Source organism: Shewanella sp. 1CM18E (genome assembly GCF_023161665.1).
Classification (GTDB): domain Bacteria; phylum Pseudomonadota; class Gammaproteobacteria; order Enterobacterales; family Shewanellaceae; genus Shewanella.
Genome location: NZ_JALNTW010000011.1, coordinates 128,189 through 142,497, shown reverse-complemented (window position 1 = coordinate 142,497; position 14,309 = coordinate 128,189). Strand labels below are relative to the sequence as shown.

Below are 14,309 nucleotides of genomic sequence, written 5' to 3'. Positions count from 1 at the left end.
AGTGAAACGCAATATCGCCGATGGTAGTGTGGGGTCTCCCCATGTGAGAGTAGGTCATTTCCAGGCGCCAAATACGAAAAAGCCCTAGCAAACAATGCTAGGGCTTTTTTCGTATATGCGCTGACCAAAATTGTTCCAGACAATTTAAGGCACTTCCTATATCCATATAGGTCGCGCGAAAAAAACGACTCCCTACGTCGACCCGCCGCTGAGCTTGGCCAGAAACAGGGTCCATGCGTTTCTGGCATTTGGTACTTCCGTGTGCCTCGCCTCCAGCTTCGAAAGCAAGCTTCTTCGTGTTTGTTCACTCTTCACTTAAAGCTGAGGGCCTGAATACTGCGTATTCAAAGCGCATCACTTCCACCCATGTGTTCGCTGCGCGAACTACGAGAGTCGATTGTTTCCCGCAGCCAAACGTAAAAAGCCCGCTTTTGTGGCGGGCTTTTTAAATCTGTAATTTGTAATCGTTGAAACTAACTAAGGATTTTGTCTAAGATAGCTTTATTCGCTTCTGGAAATTCATATTGAGTAAGTTGTTCTCTCTCTACCCAGCTGACTTGCTGGCCTTCCATACCGTGCGCAGTACCGCTAAAGTTTTCTACCCAGTGAATATCGAGAAATACTTTTTTATCGCCGTAATCGTGATGAATTTCCATCATTGGCTCGGTATTGACCACATCTAAGTTAACCTCTTCTTTAAGCTCTCTAATTAACGCTTCAGAAGTTGTTTCACCTTGCTCTACCTTGCCACCGGGAAATTCCCATTTGCCGCCTTGATGAAGTTCTTGTGGGCGCTTAGCTAAAAGAATTTTATTACCTTCTTTAATTACGCCAACAGCAACATGAACTAGTTTAGTCATTGGTATTTTCCATCATCTGACGGCTCGCCTACGAAAAACTCTGCTTCATCGTATCCCAACTGATCTAGTAACTCAGGATCAAATTGCGGTTTAACAGGAATTGCATGCTTTTCAGAAGCCCAATCTCCAAGATCGATGAGTTTACAGCGATCACTACAAAAAGGCTTAAATTTAGATTCAGCATTCCATTCAACTGGTTGCTGACAGGTTGGGCATTTTACTGATAAAGACATAATAAACCTCGCCAGTTATAAACCTGACGTTTGAAAGTGTATAAGATAATTTTAAAGGCTTAGCTGCAGGTTGCCAACTCGAATTCAATAGCTTGGTCGGAATGCTTCTGCTCATCAAAACGCACAAAATGGATAGCGTAGCGATTTCTATGTCCACTAATTGTTGGATAGCAACCTTGCTCTGCAGTGAGTTTTACTCTAATTAATGATAATGCTTGTTCACTAGTTCCTTGATAGAAACCGCCATTGGCATGCTTGCTTTGGTAGCTAGTTGTTTGCCTGGTTAACTCAAGCAGTAGGTTGATGGGGGCTAATAGACTTGCAAACTGACTCATCCAATCTTGGTATTCTTCTTGGCGAACATGCCAAGGTTTGGCAAGCCAGTAATGAAGTTGTGGTAAGTCAAAATTACAGCTTGCTCCTGGCATATTAAATCTTTGTCTTAATGCAGTGAGAAAGCGATTTTGTTTTAATTCATGCCCTGGTCGCTGCGCAACTTGTAATATGTCTCTTGCAGCACTTAATCTGGATATATACATAGCCACTTGCTCGTCATCAATTAATGGCAGAGATTGCCACTTTGAGAGCGCAAATAGTTGTCTGTCGACATCTTTTAGTACTTCACCACGATAATCGCATCGCTCGGTGAGCTCACATAACGAAAAGAGCGGATCGAAGCACCTATGTTGGTGGTCATGATCTAAGTTAGCCTGCAATTGCTGCGCTAAATACTCTAGGCGCAAGTAACTACGGATTTTTTCGTTTAATGGCTGTTCATAGATCAAATTTGTCATGGCGTTATTTAGGAATTATTAGCTAAATTCAAATAAAGGTTATGCAGTGCTTGTACCTTGCACTTTAACGCCGATATCTCTCCCTGGTTGTCTATGACATCATCAGCTTTTGACAGTTTTTCAGCTCTTGAAGCTTGGCTGCCTATTATATTTTTTACCTGTTGAGCGGTAACAGCATCTCTATCGACCGTTCTTTGTTGTTGTAACTCAGGTGAAATATCCACCAAAAGAGTACGATCTACTAAGCTATCTAACCCGTTCTCAAATAGCAAGGGGACAACCATAATTACATAGTCAGATTGCGCCTCTTTACATTGTTGCAGCATAGTCTCTCTGATCAGCGGGTGTAACAGGTTATTCAGCCAAAGGCGTTCAGAATCATCTTCAAAAATGATCTCTCTTAATGTTGAGCGATCTAGGTTGCCATCAGCTAGCAAGATTTGGGGGCCAAAATGCGCAATTATGCTATTTAAGCCGTTAGAGTTTGGTTGCACAACTTCTCTGGCAACAATATCTGCATCGACCAATGCTATGCCTAAGTCGGCAAAAATATTAGCAACAGTTGTTTTGCCACTGCCGATGCCACCGGTGAGCCCAATGATATAACTGGCCATATGCTATTTTATCTCTTGTTATAAAGTGGATAGGTACCAATTTGTTATAGACTCACCCCAAATCATAGCAATCCAACCTGCTGCTGCGATATAAGGACCAAACGGAATAGGATTACCTTGGTTTAGCTTTTTGAAGACGATAAGTGCGATGCCTACAACTGCACCGACAAGTGATGATAGTAATATAACAAGCGGTAATACTTGCCAACCAAACCATGCACCAAAAACGGCTAATAACTTAAAGTCGCCGTAGCCCATGCCATCTTTACCAGTGAGTAGTTTAAATACCCAAAATACGCTCCATAGACTTAAGTAACCGGCTGCGGCACCGATTAACGCATCTGTAGTGCTGGCAAAAGTAGCATCTAGGTTTACGATGAGCCCAAGCCACAATAGAGGCAGTGTGATTTGATCTGGTAGAAGCATCTCATCCAAATCAATTCCTGTAAGTGCAATAAGGCAAAAAGTAAGTACGCTTGTTAATACAAACTCAAGACTAGGACCATAATGCCAAGCTAAGAACGCTATTAAAGAACCAGTGATTAACTCCACTATTGGATAGCGTGCGGAAATCGGATTGCTGCATGCGGCACATTTGCCTTTAAGCATTAACCAGCCGAGGATCGGTAGGTTATGAATAGGCTTAATATAGGTTTTGCATTTAGGACAAGCAGAACCTGGGATCACGAGGTTGTACTTTTCGGGAAAGGCGTCAATAGGTGCTTCTAGCTGTTTTTTGTTTGCATCGAAAACTGCTTGCTTATATTCACTTAAGTAGTGATTACACTCTTGTTGCCAGTCTCGTTTCATCATTACTGGCATACGATGAATGACTACATTTAAGAAGCTACCGATTACAGCGGCAAATACAAAGCTTAACGAGAGAAAAAGCCAAGGAAGCTGGCTAAAAACAGAAATTAGTTCAGTCATTATTTTTCTTTTAATCTAACAGCTACCTAGATAGCAGGTGGTGAATACTGATGTATTAAATAATACTTTTATCCTACTACATTACCCATTTCGAAAATAGGCAGGTACATACCAACAATCAAGCCACCAACAACGGTTCCGATTACAACCATCATAATAGGTTCGATCAGGCTAGATAGGCCATCAACGGCGTCATCAACTTGCATTTCATAAATATTAGCGACTTTATTGAGCATATTATCTAGTGAGCCTGACTCTTCACCAATCATAACCATTTGAATTAACATATCAGGAAATAGCCCCGTGGTGCGCATAGCAACATTCATTTGCATACCTGACATCACTTCGGTGCGAATTTTTAAAATCGCTTTTTTATAAACGGCGTTGCCAGAGGCGCCTGCTGCAGACTCTAAACCATCAATTAAAGGTACGCCGGCTGCAAATGTCGTAGCAAGGGTACGGGCAAATCGTGCCATGGCTCCTTTGTGTAATATATCGCCGATAGCGGGTATTTTTAAAACGAATTCATCGACCCTATCTCGAAATAATTGGGAATTACGATGAGCTCTCTTAAAGCCCCAAATACCAGCAATTATCGCTATTACAAAGATATACCAAGAAGCTTGTAGCCAGCGGGATATACCAATAATGAATTGAGTAAATGCAGGTAACTCAGCACCAAAGCCATTAAAGATATCTTCAAATTGCGGTACAACAAATAAAAGCAGTAGTGCTGTAACTAAAATTGCGACGACCACAACTGCAGCAGGATAGAACATAGCTTTTTTGATTTTGGATTTTAGTGCTTCTGTCTTTTCACGGTAGGTTGCAATTCTATCAAAGACTTGATCAAGTGAACCGGAATGCTCACCCGCGCCAACTAAATCAACATAGAGGTCATCAAAATACAGTCTGTGAGGCCTTAAAGCTTCCGACAATGGGATACCCGATTGAACATCGTTGACAATAGTTGCTAGCAATTCCCTCATTTTTGGCTTTTCATGGCCTTTACCCAAAAGCTCTAAGGTTGTTACGATAGGGACACCAGCGGCTAGCATAGTCGCTATTTGACGAGTAACCATGGCAATATCCATGGGTTTGATTTTTTTTTCTGATTTAAATAGCGGCGGGGACTTTTTACGAACACCTTTAGGAATAACGCCTTGAGCTTTTAACTGTGCTCTAATTTCCGCACTAGATACACCACGCAACTCCCCCGATGTTTTACCACCATCTCGATTGGTACCGTTCCACGTATAAGTAACAACTTTTGGCTGGCTTTTCTGGGCTTTTTTTCGTTCTCTTGATTGTTTTGACGTTTTAGTTGCGATTGCCATAGTGGGCCTTGTAGTTGATTACTTGTAGTAGTGCCTTGTCTTGTCGCTTTTTTTGTCATCCTAGAGATAAAGCATAGCTATTTTTAGCTCAATCAGAAGCTTGTTACACGGTTAACTTCGGCAATGCTAGTGACTCCTTGAATCACTTTTAAAAGTCCAGAATCTCTGAGATCTCGCATTCCTTGCAATTTAGCCTGCTTAAGAATTTGTAATGAATTACCACCTTCCATGATAGTGCGAGCAATCTCATCAGACATTTTCATTACTTCATAAATACCTACACGGCCTTTATAGCCGCCAGAGCATAGGTCACACCCGACTGGTTTATGAGGTGTTATTCCGCTATCAACTTGTTGTTGAGTAAAGCCTAGCTTCAGTAATGCTTCTGCTGGGATCTGTTCCGGCTCTTTACAGTTGTTACATAAGCGACGTGATAAACGCTGGGCGATAATCAGGTTTACTGAGCTGGCAATGTTATAACCTGGCACACCCATGTTGATAAGACGGGTTAATGTTTCTGCTGCGGAGTTGGTGTGTAGAGTTGATAAAACTAAGTGGCCAGTTTGCGCAGCTTTGATAGCAATTTCTGCGGTTTCTAAATCTCGGATCTCACCGACCATTACCACATCTGGATCTTGACGTAGAAATGAGCGTAGCGCGGAAGCAAAGGTTAGCCCAGCTTTTAAATTAATATGAACTTGGTTTACACCTTCAAGGTTAATTTCGACCGGATCTTCTGCAGTAGAAATATTACGTTCTTCGGTATTGAGAATATTAAGTCCAGTATAGAGTGAGACAGTTTTCCCCGAACCAGTAGGCCCAGTTACTAATATCATGCCTTGTGGCTTTTGCAGCATTTCTTCATATAACAAACGCTGGTCATCCTCATAGCCCAGTTTTTCAATACCAAGCTGTGCAGATGAGGAGTCTAGAATACGCATTACAATTTTCTCGCCCCAGATAGTGGGCAAGGTACTAACACGAAAATCGATAGACTTGTTGCGTGACAGCTTCATCTTAATGCGGCCATCTTGCGGTACACGTCTCTCGGCAATATCAAGTTTTGACATCACCTTTAGGCGAGCGGAAATACGGCCTGATAAGTTGACAGGGGGCTCCGAAACTTCGTGTAAAATGCCATCGATACGAAAACGAATACGGTAGCGCTTTTCATAGGGTTCAAAGTGTAAATCTGACGCGCCTTTACGAATGGCATCGGTAAGAATTTTGTTGATGTATATAACGATAGGGGCGTCATCTTTACCGCTACCATCTTGTTCTTCATCGCGCTTGTCTGTATCTGTAACTTCTATGCCAGCTAATGACTCTTCATCAATACCATCTAGGTCAAGGGCGCTAATATCTTCTTCTAGTACAGTTTCTAATACTTTGATGAGTTTATCTTCTTCCACTAGAATTGCTTCAGTGTGCAAACCTGCACTGAACTGAAAATCTTCTAAAGCAGCGATATTGGTTGGATCTGATGTGGCTATGAAAAGGCGGTTTCCACGTTTAAATAGTGGTAAGCATTTATGCTTTTCAATCAGTTTTTTATTTAGGAATTTTTCGGGAATAGAGCAGATATCAAATTCGTTTAAATCTAGCAGTGGTGTGCCATATTCTTGGTAACAAAGTTCTGTAATTGTCTTAGCCGAAATAATGTTTTCCGCTACCAGAGTCGATACAAGACTCTGATAGCGTTTTTTTGACTGACTAATAGCCGTTTTTAACTGCTCCTCATTCAGAAGGCCTTTTCTTATAAATAGGTTCGATAGACCTAAATTTAGGCTAGTAGTCGGCATTTACTGTTCTTAGCAAAGTGTAGTATCAGAACAGGTTGGTGCCCAAGTTAGACGGTTGTTAGCGGCGGTTGGGGTAATAGTATATGTTTCTGCATTTAGAGAACCTGCGGCCGTTGCTGTAGCAACAATAGCTGCTGTAGTTTCTGTTAGTGTTACAGATGCAACGTATGTTGATGAGCCCGCAGCTGCTTCTCCTACCTCTGCGATAGTATCACATGCAGTAAGCGAATTATTCTCAGCAAAACAAACATCTACAGCTGTTTTTAGACCTGATACTGCTTGTTTAACCTCTGAAAAACTAGCCTTTTTAGTATATTGTTGATAAGCAGGCAGTGCAATCGCTGCCAGAATACCGATAATCGCCACTACGATCATTAATTCAATCAGGGTGAAACCCTTGGCGTTTTTCATGTTTTTCATCTTATTTTGCATGTCTATCTCCATTAGAAAGATGTTTGAATTGTGATTAAATCTATAGTGGCTAACCTAAAAATCAGAGTTCGTATCTGGTTATGAACGTGCTGGCTTGAATTGGGTTAGTACTTCATAAAATCATCATTCGTTAAATGTGTGCGTCAACCCTGCTGAGTGCTCCTGCGTTAGCGTGTCGCAATATCCAAACTTGCCTTTGATGTGTACAAAGTAAATTGTTCACCCAAAAGCATGGCGACGAGGCATCCGTTTATCCCTTTAGTTAACCCTAACCTAGGTTAAAAATTAACTGCAGGAGTTATCATTTAAAAACGATGAAAAGAGAGTCTTTTATCAACAAAGGACATAAGATTGTTCATCCCGTGTTTTAGCTATTTAGCTGCTAAAAAGTCCAATTGCTGCTTAATTAGACTGTGCCATTAATCGTTTCTAATTGTTCTAACCGAGTCTGCACATCGGTATACCTGCAAGTTAGTACAAAGCTTGGTAAAATGGAATAGCGAAATGTAATTATTGCGTTATTTTACTGTAAGTTTGGTTGTTTTTTGGTTTTGCAGTGGTTTTTTGGGTGTCAGCTAATTGTTGGTGGTGTTTTTCTGACGAATGTTAACAAAGTGTCAATTTTTTGATGGCAGTTTTTAGCGGGAACAAGTGCGGAATAAAAGTGAGGGAATGATACCTATTAGAGAAGAGTTTAATATAACGCTGTCGTAGATTGTGCTTAGCTCTACTGGCACTAAAATTAACGAAAGTCGACAGGTTTAAAGGCTCAGCTTAAAGTCTTTAAACCTGAAGTTAGTAGCAGGTCAATGCATCGTGTTAGTGATTTGCACTATCAAATAAAAATAGGCTTACTTTAGTCGTAGCGACAGATCTAGCGCTCTAACGTGTTTTGTTAATGCGCCAACAGAGATGTAATCAACCCCTGTTTTGGCAAAGTTGGCGATAGTATCTATAGTTACATCGCCAGACACTTCAAGCTTTACACCTTGGCCATTAGCTTTATAGCGATTATTGAGCTCTACCGCCTCTAGCATCATGGTCACATCAAAGTTATCTAGCATTACAATGTCAGATTGTGCATCAAGTGCTTGAGTAAGTTCGTTAATACTCTCTACTTCGACTTCAACTGGTTTATCTGCATGAAGCTTTCTTGCCGCTTGAATTGCTTTATCGATACCACCACAAGCCATGATGTGGTTTTCTTTAATTAAGAAAGCGTCGAATAGGCCGATACGATGGTTTTGACCACCACCGCAAGTTACCGCGTATTTTTGTGCTGTGCGCAATCCTGGGATGGTTTTGCGGGTATCCAGTAAGCGGGTATGTGTGCCAGCGAGTTTGTCGACATAGAGTTTAGTTAAGGTTGCTACACCAGATAAGGTTTGAATGAAGTTCATCGCGGTGCGCTCGCCTGTCAAAATGGCGCGGGCAGGCCCTTCAAGCTCGCACAATAGCTGATTTGGCACTACCAGATCACCATCGTCAACATGCCAATGCAGCGCGACTTCACCGCCCAGTTGATTGAATACTTGTTCGGCCCATGCTTTACCGCAAAACACACCTTCTTCGCGAGTGATTAAATTAGCTTGTGCAATTTTTTCTGCAGGAATAAGTTGCGCAGTAATATCTGCATCGCATCGTAGAACTGAAGGTTGGCTTGTATGGCTTTGTTGATGGCCTAAGTCTTCATCTAGAGCAGCTTTAACTGAAAGTCGGATATCATTTTCAAGCATGGTGGTTGTCCTTACTGGCTTATAACCGTTGTATATATTGAGCACGCTTTAATAGTGGTTTTAATCTTAACATAAAGTTTTGCAAACAAAGCTAGCATTATTGTGGCTTATCGCTTGGAATTATTGATGTTATTGGCCTAATAAAACTAAAAAGCCTAACTATATTCATGGGGTTAAAACTGCTAAAGTTATTTCAATATTTTGTTCGAGGATCTTTCTGTTGGCACTGAATTTATTCAATGGCTGGGTGAAACAGGCACGATTTTGCTTATCTCCACACTTTAATCAAAGGCCGGACAAAGAAGTTAGCTTGCTGGTTATTCATAATATAAGTTTACCTGCGGGATGTTTTGGTTTGCCTTATATAGATCAGTTATTTCAAGGCTGCTTAGATGTTGAAGCTGATGAAAGCTTTAAAGACCTGCAAGGGCTTGAGGTTTCTGCGCACTTTTTGATTAGGCGTGACGGCGAGTTAGTGCAATATGTATCTTGTAATGAGAGAGCTTGGCATGCTGGTGTGTCTGATTTTGATGGGCGTATAGGCTGTAATGATTTTGCAATAGGTATTGAACTTGAGGGCACAGATCTTGTGGCCTATTCAGATTTACAGTACGCCAAGTTAATTGAGCTGACTAAGAGTTTAATGACCAGCTACCCTGATATTACGTTAGAGAGAATAACAGGTCATAGCGATATCGCACCGGGCAGAAAAACTGACCCAGGTGACAGTTTTGATTGGCAACGCTTTAAGACTGCGTTGTAGGTTAGGGCTAAGCTAGACCTAAAATAGGGCTAATTTAACTCGTTAACATTGAAGGTGAATATTATGGCTTTGTTTGCGTTGTTAATCGCAATCTTGGTTGAGCGGTTACGTTTATTGCCAAGTTCGTGGCAATTTGATGCGTTGCTATCTAGATATTACAAGACACTGACTGAAGACAAACAGCCGTCGTTAGCTACTATGACGTTAGCTGCAGTCATCCCCGCAGCTATTGTCTATCTACTAACTTGGCTTTTATCTGGCATGTTATGGGGCGCACTAAGCGTGGCATTGTGGGTCATTATTGCGGTGTTATGTTTTAGTCACAACCCGCAAAGACAAGCATTTAAGCGCTACATTCAAGCGGCCTGCCGCGGTGATTCCCAAGCCTGCTTTAATTATGCAAATGAATTAGACCCTAGCCAAAACTTAGCTACTGTGTCTGAAAAGCAGTTAGGAACTCAAGTAGGCCAAAGCGTTGCTTGGATTAATTACCGCTATTATGGCGCTATTGCACTTTACTTAATTATCTTAGGGCCAGTCGGTGCTGTGCTGTATTGTACGGTGCGCTTTTATAGCGAACAAAGCCGCAATGCAGAGATTGAATTACCTTTAGTCGATAACTTATTGTTTGTGCTTGATTGGTTACCTAGCCGAGTGTTCTCATTTGGTTATGTATTAAGTGGTCATTTTAGTAAGGCTATTTCCACTTGGCTTACACAAGTTTTGGACCCAAAACGTAGCGCTAGAGACATTATTACTCAGGTTGCATTAGCAGCTGAAACTTTACCAGAGTCATCTTCTGCTCCGGTCTGTTTGCAATCAACGATTGCATTACTTCAGCTGAGTAAACGTAATTTCATTTTGTTAATAACAGTGTTGTCATTAATGACCATCTTCGGAGTGGTCAATTAATCAGCATTTAAACTTGTGGTTAGCTAAAAATTAGTCAGTCCTAAATTTGATTTTAATAAACTAATTAGGCTGATTTATATACGGCTCTGTACTTTGCTACGAGCCGTATTAACACTTAAAACTCTTATCCATTTACCAAAAATCTCTCCATGTTTAATTGCTTATAATAATTATTATCAACGCGCGCCTTAAAAAAATTGGCACATTGGTCTGACCCCATAATGACGAAAATCAGCTATGCTCACACATCGCGCATAGTTTTGATGTAGATCACTAACTGGACATTCAAAGTGTGATTTGATAAAGTGCGCTCAGTCAATTAAATTGGTAAGACCAATTTACAATAGGAGCTGAGGCCCATATGGCTTATAGCAAAATAAACCAGCCAAAAATATCCGATGTCATCATGGGACAGTTGGAGCAGATGATCTTAGAGGGCAGTATTCAGCCTGGTCAAAAGCTACCACCTGAACGTGAACTGGCATTGCAGTTTGAAGTTTCACGCCCTTCTTTGCGTGAAGCGATTCAAAAGCTTGAAGCAAAGGGCTTGTTAATGCGTCGTCAAGGCGGCGGAACCTATGTAAAAGAGCAGCTTTGGCAAAGTCTTGCCGATCCAATTGTTGAACTTATGCATTCAGATTCAGAAAGTCAGTATGACTTACTGGAGTTTCGTCATGCCACTGAAGGCATGATGGCTTACTTTGCGGCACTTCGTGGTAACGACGCTGATATGCAAAATATCAAGCGTACGATTTTAGAAGTTGAATCAGCTAAATCTATCGAAGAGCAAGCAAATGCGATCGTGCGTTTTTATCGCGCGGTAGCAGAAGCATCACACAATGTAGCTATGCTGCATCTCGTATTGAGTTTATCCCCTGTGCTGCATAAAAACGTGGCACAAAACTTAGAGCTTTTAAGCCGACGCGAAGAAGCCTCTACCACGGCAAATGATCATAGACGAGCACTGCTTGCAGCGATTGTTCGCCGAGACCCTGAAGCAGCACGCGAAGCCTCCAATGAACACTTAAGTTACATTGAAGAGGTGATGCTATCTGTAAGGGAAGAAGACAGTAGACTGCAGCGTAGCCTGCGTCGATTAAAGAGTGGTGTATAAGCTAGCTTAATAAAAGTAGCAGCTTATACCCTAACTAAATTTCAATGGTTAAATACACTAAGAACTGCCTGTAGTTACTTAGGTATTACGTATAGGAAAGGACTGCAAAATGTCTGAACATATGCTAAACGACATCGATCCACTAGAAACTAACGAGTGGTTGTCAGCTCTAGAATCAGTTGTACGCGAAGAAGGCGTTGAGCGCGCTCAATACCTACTTGAACAAGTACTCGATAAGGCCCGTTTAGACGGTGTTGATATGCCTACGGGTATCACGACCAACTATATCAATACGATCCCTACGAGCCAAGAGCCTGCATATCCTGGTAATACAACGGTAGAGCGTCGTCTACGTTCGATCATTCGTTGGAATGCGATCATGATCGTGCTACGCGCATCTAAGAAAGATTTAGATCTTGGTGGCCACATGGCTTCTTACCAATCTGCGGCATCGTTTTATGAAATGTGTTTTAACCATTTCTTCCGTGCGCCAAACGAAGTTGATGGCGGCGATTTGGTTTATTACCAAGGTCATATCTCTCCGGGTATCTACTCTCGCGCATTCTTGGAAGGTCGCTTAACTGCTGAGCAGTTAGACAACTTCCGTCAAGAAGTAGACGGTAAAGGTATTCCTTCATACCCGCACCCTAAACTAATGCCTGAGTTCTGGCAGTTCCCTACAGTATCTATGGGTCTAGGCCCAATGTCTGCAATTTACCAAGCACGTTTCCTTAAGTACTTGGAAGGCCGCGGCTTGAAAGATACTTCAGCGCAGCGTGTATATGCATTCTTAGGTGATGGCGAGATGGACGAGCCAGAATCACGTGGTGCTATCTCTTTCGCTTCGCGTGAAAAGCTAGACAACCTATGCTTCCTAATCAACTGTAACTTACAGCGCCTAGATGGCCCAGTTATGGGTAACGGTAAGATTATTCAAGAGCTTGAAGGTCTGTTTAAAGGTGCTGGCTGGAACGTAGTTAAAGTGATTTGGGGTAACAACTGGGACTCATTAATCGCTAAAGACACGACAGGTAAGCTGCTACAGCTGATGAACGAAACAATCGACGGTGATTACCAGACATTTAAGTCAAAAGATGGCGCTTATGTACGTGAGCACTTCTTTGGTAAGTACCCAGAAACTGCAGCCCTTGTATCAGACATGACAGATGCAGAGATCTTCGCGCTTAAGCGTGGTGGTCATGACTCTTCTAAGTTATACGCTGCATTTAAAAACGCACAAGAAACCAAAGGCAAGCCAACGGTAATCTTAGCTAAAACAGTTAAAGGTTACGGCATGGGCGAAGCGGCTGAAGGCAAGAACATTGCTCACGGCGTGAAGAAAATGGACATGACCCACGTACTACAGTTACGTAACCGTCTTGGCCTAGAAGATTTACTAAGCGATGAAAAAGTATCTGAACTACCTTACCTAACGCTTGAAGAAGGTTCTGAAGAGTACAAGTACTTGCACGCTCGTCGTGATGCGTTGCATGGTTACACACCACAGCGTTTACCAAACTTCACCAAAGCACTAGAGCTTCCAGAAGTTGAAGAGTTCAGCTCTTTGCTTACCGAGCAAAAGCGTGAAATCTCAACCACAATGGCATTTGTGCGTACGCTGAACATCTTGCTAAAGAACAAAGGCATTGGTAAGAACATCGTTCCTATTATTGCTGACGAAGCACGTACTTTCGGTATGGAAGGCCTGTTCCGTCAAATCGGTATTTACAACCCGCATGGTCAGGAATACACACCTGAAGACCGCAGCGTTGTGTCTTACTATAAAGAAGCGACTTCTGGTCAAGTATTGCAAGAAGGTATCAACGAGCTAGGTGCTATGTCTTCATGGGTTGCTGCGGCAACGTCATACAGCACTAACGATCTACCGATGATCCCGTTCTACATCTACTACTCTATGTTTGGTTTCCAACGTGTTGGCGACATGGCGTGGATGGCTGGTGATCAGCAAGCACGTGGTTTCCTATTAGGTGCTACAGCAGGTCGTACAACGCTAAACGGTGAAGGTCTGCAGCACGAAGATGGTCACAGCCATGTTCAAGCGAATACGATTCCAAACTGTATCTCTTATGACCCAACATTCGCATACGAATTAGCGGTAATCATGCAAGACGGTATCCGCCGCATGTATGGCGAGCAAGAGAACGTGTTCTATTACTTGACGCTAATGAACGAAAACTACGCAATGCCTGCAATGCCAGAAGGCGCTGAGGAAGGTATTCGTAAAGGTATCTACAAGCTTGAGTCGTACACAGGTAGCAACAAGGTTCAGTTAATGAGCTCGGGTACTATCATGAACGAAGTACGTAAAGCTGCTCAAATTCTAAGTGAAGAGTACGGCGTAGCATCAGATGTTTACTCAGTGACTTCATTCAACGAGCTAACTCGTGAAGGTCAAGATGTTGAGCGTTTCAACATGCTGCACCCAGAAGCAGAGCAAAAGACTGCGTACATTACTCAAGTAATGGGTACAGAACCTGCCATTGCTGCAACCGATTACATGAAGAACTATGCTGAACAAGTTCGTGCATTTATGCCTTCTGAATCATTCAAAGTACTAGGTACTGACGGTTTTGGTCGTTCAGATAGCCGTGAAAACCTACGTCGTCACTTTGAAGTAAATGCTGGCTACGTTGTTGTAGCAGCGCTGAATGAACTCGCTAAACGTGGCGATATTGAAAAGTCAGTAGTTGCAGCTGCAATTGCTAAATTCAACATCGACGCTGACAAGACAAACCCGCTATACGCGTAAGAGGCAACACAA

The 14,309-nt window shown here is 42.2% G+C and carries 13 protein-coding genes; 4 read left to right on the top strand and 9 right to left on the bottom strand.

What is annotated here, in order from left to right; genetic code table 11:
- Positions 1-473: 473 nt before the first annotated feature.
- The 9 genes from mutT to nadC all read right to left on the bottom strand — a co-directional run bounded on the left by mutT (position 474) and on the right by nadC (position 8,738).
- Positions 474-860, bottom strand: coding sequence for an 8-oxo-dGTP diphosphatase MutT (mutT, locus tag MSG37_RS14945; protein ID WP_248471448.1), 387 nt, complete (start codon positions 858-860; stop codon positions 474-476).
- Positions 857-1,093 carry a DNA gyrase inhibitor YacG gene (yacG, locus tag MSG37_RS14940; protein WP_248471447.1) on the bottom strand — a complete coding sequence of 79 codons (237 nt, stop codon included), beginning with the start codon at positions 1,091-1,093 and terminating at the stop codon, positions 857-859. The genes mutT and yacG overlap by 4 nt, the downstream gene beginning before the upstream one ends.
- A gap of 59 nt (positions 1,094-1,152) precedes the next feature.
- Positions 1,153-1,887: a cell division protein ZapD gene (gene zapD, locus MSG37_RS14935; RefSeq protein WP_248471446.1), complete on the bottom strand. Its 735-nt coding sequence runs from the start codon at positions 1,885-1,887 to the stop codon at positions 1,153-1,155.
- Positions 1,888-1,895: 8 nt separating this feature from the next.
- Positions 1,896-2,501, bottom strand: a complete 606-nt coding sequence (gene coaE, locus MSG37_RS14930) for a dephospho-CoA kinase (protein WP_248471445.1) — start codon at positions 2,499-2,501, stop codon at positions 1,896-1,898.
- A gap of 18 nt (positions 2,502-2,519) precedes the next feature.
- Positions 2,520-3,431: an A24 family peptidase gene (locus MSG37_RS14925; RefSeq protein WP_248471444.1), complete on the bottom strand. Its 912-nt coding sequence runs from the start codon at positions 3,429-3,431 to the stop codon at positions 2,520-2,522.
- Between the two features lie 68 nt (positions 3,432-3,499).
- Positions 3,500-4,768 carry a type II secretion system F family protein gene (locus MSG37_RS14920; protein ID WP_248471443.1) on the bottom strand — a complete coding sequence of 423 codons (1,269 nt, stop codon included), beginning with the start codon at positions 4,766-4,768 and terminating at the stop codon, positions 3,500-3,502.
- A gap of 92 nt (positions 4,769-4,860) precedes the next feature.
- The gene (gene pilB, locus MSG37_RS14915; protein ID WP_248471442.1) at positions 4,861-6,570 is read right to left on the bottom strand and encodes a type IV-A pilus assembly ATPase PilB; all 1,710 of its coding nucleotides are present in this window, start codon (positions 6,568-6,570) and stop codon (positions 4,861-4,863) included.
- A gap of 9 nt (positions 6,571-6,579) precedes the next feature.
- Positions 6,580-7,002, bottom strand: coding sequence for a prepilin-type N-terminal cleavage/methylation domain-containing protein (locus tag MSG37_RS14910; protein WP_282446682.1), 423 nt, complete (start codon positions 7,000-7,002; stop codon positions 6,580-6,582).
- A gap of 851 nt (positions 7,003-7,853) precedes the next feature.
- The gene (gene nadC, locus MSG37_RS14905; protein WP_248471441.1) at positions 7,854-8,738 is read right to left on the bottom strand and encodes a carboxylating nicotinate-nucleotide diphosphorylase; all 885 of its coding nucleotides are present in this window, start codon (positions 8,736-8,738) and stop codon (positions 7,854-7,856) included.
- A gap of 220 nt (positions 8,739-8,958) precedes the next feature.
- Here nadC and ampD point away from each other — a divergent pair, with 220 nt between their 5' ends.
- The 4 genes from ampD to aceE all read left to right on the top strand — a co-directional run bounded on the left by ampD (position 8,959) and on the right by aceE (position 14,297).
- Complete coding sequence (gene ampD, locus MSG37_RS14900) at positions 8,959-9,501, top strand: 1,6-anhydro-N-acetylmuramyl-L-alanine amidase AmpD (RefSeq protein ID WP_248471440.1); 543 nt, start codon at positions 8,959-8,961, stop codon at positions 9,499-9,501.
- Positions 9,502-9,564: 63 nt separating this feature from the next.
- Positions 9,565-10,413 (top strand): beta-lactamase regulator AmpE, encoded by an 849-nt coding sequence (gene ampE, locus MSG37_RS14895; protein WP_248471439.1) that lies wholly within the window; start codon positions 9,565-9,567, stop codon positions 10,411-10,413.
- A gap of 361 nt (positions 10,414-10,774) precedes the next feature.
- On the top strand, positions 10,775-11,527 hold the full coding sequence (pdhR, locus tag MSG37_RS14890; protein ID WP_028767886.1) for a pyruvate dehydrogenase complex transcriptional repressor PdhR: 753 nt from the start codon (positions 10,775-10,777) through the stop codon (positions 11,525-11,527).
- A gap of 109 nt (positions 11,528-11,636) precedes the next feature.
- Positions 11,637-14,297, top strand: coding sequence for a pyruvate dehydrogenase (acetyl-transferring), homodimeric type (gene aceE / locus MSG37_RS14885; RefSeq protein WP_248471438.1), 2,661 nt, complete (start codon positions 11,637-11,639; stop codon positions 14,295-14,297).
- Positions 14,298-14,309 lie beyond the last annotated feature (12 nt).